Origin of the sequence: Streptomyces sporangiiformans (assembly GCF_005768555.2) — a bacterium.
Taxonomy (GTDB): Bacteria; Actinomycetota; Actinomycetes; order Streptomycetales; family Streptomycetaceae; genus Streptomyces; species Streptomyces sporangiiformans.
Window position 1 is genome coordinate 1 of record NZ_VCHX02000028.1, and the last position, 4,275, is coordinate 4,275.

Annotated in this window: 1 protein-coding gene; it reads left to right on the top strand. The window is 70.9% G+C overall.

Annotated elements, in window-relative coordinates; all coding sequences use genetic code 11:
- A partial coding sequence (locus FGD71_RS01415) for a type I polyketide synthase (RefSeq protein WP_140935793.1) occupies window positions 1–4,151 on the top strand: 4,151 nt, incomplete at both ends.
- Window positions 4,152–4,275 lie beyond the last annotated feature (124 nt).

Here is a 4,275-nt window from a genome sequence, read left to right on the forward strand (position 1 = left end):
GTCCGTGGTTCGGCGGTCAACCAGGACGGTGCGTCCAATGGTCTGACGGCGCCGAACGGCCCCTCCCAGCAACGCGTCATCCGGCACGCGCTGGCCAACGCGCGCGTTGCGGCGTCCGAGGTGGACGCGGTCGAGGCGCACGGTACCGGCACCGCGCTCGGTGACCCGATCGAGGCGCAGGCGCTGCTCGCCACCTACGGCCAGGACCGCGATGCCGACCAGCCGTTGTGGCTCGGTTCCATCAAGTCGAACATCGGCCACTCCCAGGCGGCTTCTGGCGTCGCGGGCGTCATCAAGATGGTGATGGCCATGCGCCACGGCGTGCTGCCGCAGACACTGCACGTGGACGAGCCGACCTCGCACGTCGATTGGGCCGAAGGCGCCGTCGAACTGCTGGCCGAGGCCCGCCCGTGGCCGGAGGCGGACCGGCCGCGCCGCGCCGGCATCTCCTCCTTCGGGGTGAGCGGCACCAACGCCCACGTCATCGTCGAGCAGGCCCCCGAAGCGGCCCCGACGGCGCCCGAGCGACAGCCCGCCGCCGATGCGCCGGTCGTGCCGTGGCTGCTGTCCGGCAAGTCCGCCGCCGCCCTGCGTGCCCAGGCCGAACGCCTCCACGCTCACGCCGCCACGCGGTCCGACCTTTCGCCGCTCGACGTGGGTTGGTCGCTCGCCGCCACTCGGGCGACGCTGGACCACCGTGCCGTGGTCGTTTCCGCCGACCCGACGGCCGCCGTCGCCGCACTCGCCACGGGTGAGGCAGTTGCCGGAGTGGTGCAAGGTACAGCGGACCTCCGGGGCAAGACCGTGTTCGTGTTCCCGGGCCAGGGGGCGCAGTGGGTCGGGATGGCCGTCGAACTGATCGAGTCCTCGCCGGTGTTCGCGGAGCGGATGCGCGAGTGCGCCACCGCTCTGTCCTCGTACGTCGACTGGTCGCTGTTCGAGGTGCTGGGGGACGCGGAGGCGCTGGAGCGGGTGGACGTGGTCCAGCCCGTGCTGTGGGCGGTGATGGTGTCGCTCGCCGAGCTGTGGCGTTCATACGGTGTGAAGCCGGCTGCCGTGGTGGGGCATTCGCAGGGTGAGATCGCGGCAGCGTGTGTGGCCGGGGCGCTGCCCATCGATGATGCGGCCCGGGTGGTCGCGCTGCGGTCGAAGGCGATCCTGGCGCTGTCGGGACTGGGTGGCATGGTCTCCGTGGCCCTGCCCGTGGAGCAGGTGCGGGAGCGGCTGACCGACGGTCTGTCCGTCGCGGCGGTCAACGGCCCTTCGTCCGTGGTCGTTTCCGGCGATGTCGCCGAACTGGACGCACTCCTCGCCGCCTGCGAGGCGGAGGAGATCCGGGCGAGGCGTATCCCGGTGGACTACGCCTCCCACTCTGCGCACGTGGAGGCCATCCACACCGAACTCCTCAATGCCCTGACGGGACTTGAGCCCCGTACGCCCGACGTCTCGTTCTTCTCCACGGTGACCGCCGACTGGCTGGACGAGGCCATGGCCCTGGACGCGGAGTACTGGTACACGAATCTGCGCCAGACCGTGCGCTTCGAGGAGGCCACGAAGGCGCTGGCGGAGCAGGGTTACCGGTACTTCGTCGAGGTGTCCGCGCATCCGGTGCTGACCGTGGGTGTGGAGCAGTCGCTCGAGGGTGTGGACGCGGCCGTCCTGGGCAGCCTGCGCCGCGATGAGGGCGGGCTCGACCGGTTCGTCACCTCGCTCGCCGAGGGCTGGGTGCGGGGTCTGTCCGTGGACTGGCAGCCGCTGCTCGCCGGTGGTAGCCGGGTCGCGTTGCCCACGTACGCCTTCCAGCGGGAGCGCTACTGGCTCGAACAGTCCCCGGCTGACCTCGACTTCACTCTGACCGGCGGTACCGAGGACGCGCGCTTCTGGGAAGCCGTCGAGCAGGAGGACGTGTCGGCTCTCGCCAGGACCTTGGATGTCGAGGACGAGGACGAACTGAGCGCGGTGCTGCCGCTGTTGACGTCGTGGCGCCGTCGGCGTGTGGTGCGGTCGTGGGTGGACGAGTGGCGTTACGGGGTGTCGTGGAAGCCGTTGGCGCTGGAGTCGCATGCGCTGTCGGGGCGTTGGCTGGTGGTGTCGGCCGACGCAAACAGTGACGTGGTATCAAATTTGCTTGAGGACAAGAGCGTTGAGGTTGTGCGCCTGGTGCTCGACGACGGCGCTCGGCTGGTCGAGCAGCTCTCCGGCGTGGGGGCCGTTGACGGAGTGGTGTCGCTGCTCGGTCTGGGGGAGGCCGGCGTTGCCGACACGGTCTCCTTGGTGCGGGCGCTCGGTGATGCCGGAATCGAGGCGCCGCTGTGGCTGGTGACGCGGGGTGCGGTGTCGGTGGGCCGCTCCGACCGGCTCACGAGCGTCGCGCAGGCGCAGGTGTGGGGCCTTGGCCGGGTCGTCGGCCTGGAGTATGCCGACCGTTGGGGTGGTCTGCTGGATCTTCCGGAGGTGTTGGACGGGCGGGCTGCGGGGCGCCTGGCAGCGGTGTTGGCCGCCGTCGCGGGCGATGAGGACCAGATCGCGGTACGTGCGTCTGGCGTGTTCGGGCGGCGTCTGGTGCGGGCGCCACTGGGTGATGCGCGGGCTGTCCGGTCGTGGTCGCCTCGTGGGACGGTTCTGATCACGGGGGGCACGGGTGCGTTGGGTGCGCATGTCGCACGGTGGGCGGCGGCCAACGGCGCCGAACACCTCGTACTGACGAGTCGCCGTGGCCAAGAGGCACCGGGCGCCGAGGAGTTGGCGGCGGAACTCACCCAGCTCGGGGCCCGGGTCACCGTCGCCGCGTGTGACGTGGCGGACCGCGAGGCGGTGGCGGCTCTGCTGGCCGAGCATCCGCCCACCGCCGTCGTCCACGCTGCCGGCGTGGGCCAGTTCGCAGGCCTGGCCGACATCGACGCCACACACCTCACGGCCGTCATGGCGGCCAAGGTGGCGGGTGCCCGGAACCTGGACGAGCTGCTCGGCGAGGCCGAGTTGGACGCGTTCGTGCTGTTCTCGTCGAACGCCGGTGTGTGGGGCGGCAGCGGGCAGGGTGCGTACGCCGCCGCGAACGCCTTCCTCGACGCGCTGGCGGAGGATCGCAGGGCGCGTGGTCTGACCGCGACCTCCATCGCCTGGGGTGCCTGGGCCGAGGGCGGTATCGCTTCGTCGGAGGAAGCCGAGCGTCATCTGCGGCGGCGTGGTGTGCTGCCGATGGAGCCGGACCTTGCGCTGTCGGCGTTGGTGCAGGCGGTGGAGCACGACGAGACCTTCGTGGCCGTGGCGGACGTGGACTGGGCGCGCTTCGTGCCCGGCTACGTTGCTGCCCGCCCGCGCCCGCTGATCTCCGACATCCCCGAAGTGCGCGAGGCGCTCGTCGACGACGTGGCAGAGGGTTCCGCACTCGTGGAGACCTCTCAGTTCGCTGCCGGCCTTGCCGGTCTGTCGGCGACCGAGCGGCTGAAGGTGGTCCTCGATCTGGTCCGTTCCACGGCGGCCGCGGTGCTCGGTTACGCGTCGGCGGACGCGGTGGAGGCGAACCGTGCGTTCCGGGAGATGGGCTTCGACTCGCTGACCGCGGTGGAGGTGCGCAACCGGCTCGCCATGGCGAGCGGGTTGAAGCTGCCCGCGACGGCTGTCTTCGACTACCCGAGCCCGGCCGTGCTTGCCGACTTCGTCCTGGGCCAGGTCATTGGCAGCGACATCGCCTCCGACGCCTCCTTGACCGTACCCGGTGTCGCGGTGGCCGCGGACGAGCCGATCGCGATCGTCGGTATGGCCTGCCGTTACCCGGGCGACGTCCGCACTCCGGAACAGCTGTGGCAGCTCCTGCTCTCGGGCACGGATGCGATGGCGGAGTTCCCGACGGACCGTGGCTGGGACGTCGAGGGCATGTTCGGGGCGGGCGCGCGGTTCGCCCCGCAGGGTGGGTTCGTCTATGACGCGGGGGAGTTCGACGCCCAATTCTTCGGGATCTCGCCGCGTGAGGCGCTGGCGATGGATCCGCAGCAGCGGATGCTGCTGGAGGCGGCCTGGGAGTTGTTCGAGCGGGCGGGGATCGATCCGACGTCCCTGCGCGGCAGCCAGACCGGCGTCTTCGCCGGCGCGAGCAACTCGGGCTACGGCATGGGGTTGGGGGCCCTCCCCGAGGGCGTGGACGGTTACATNCGCGAGCAACTCGGGCTACGGCATGGGGTTGGGGGCCCTCCCCGAGGGCGTGGACGGTTACATGCTGACCGGCAGTTCGGGCAGTGTGGTGTCGGGCCGGTTGTCGTATGTGCTGGGGCTTGA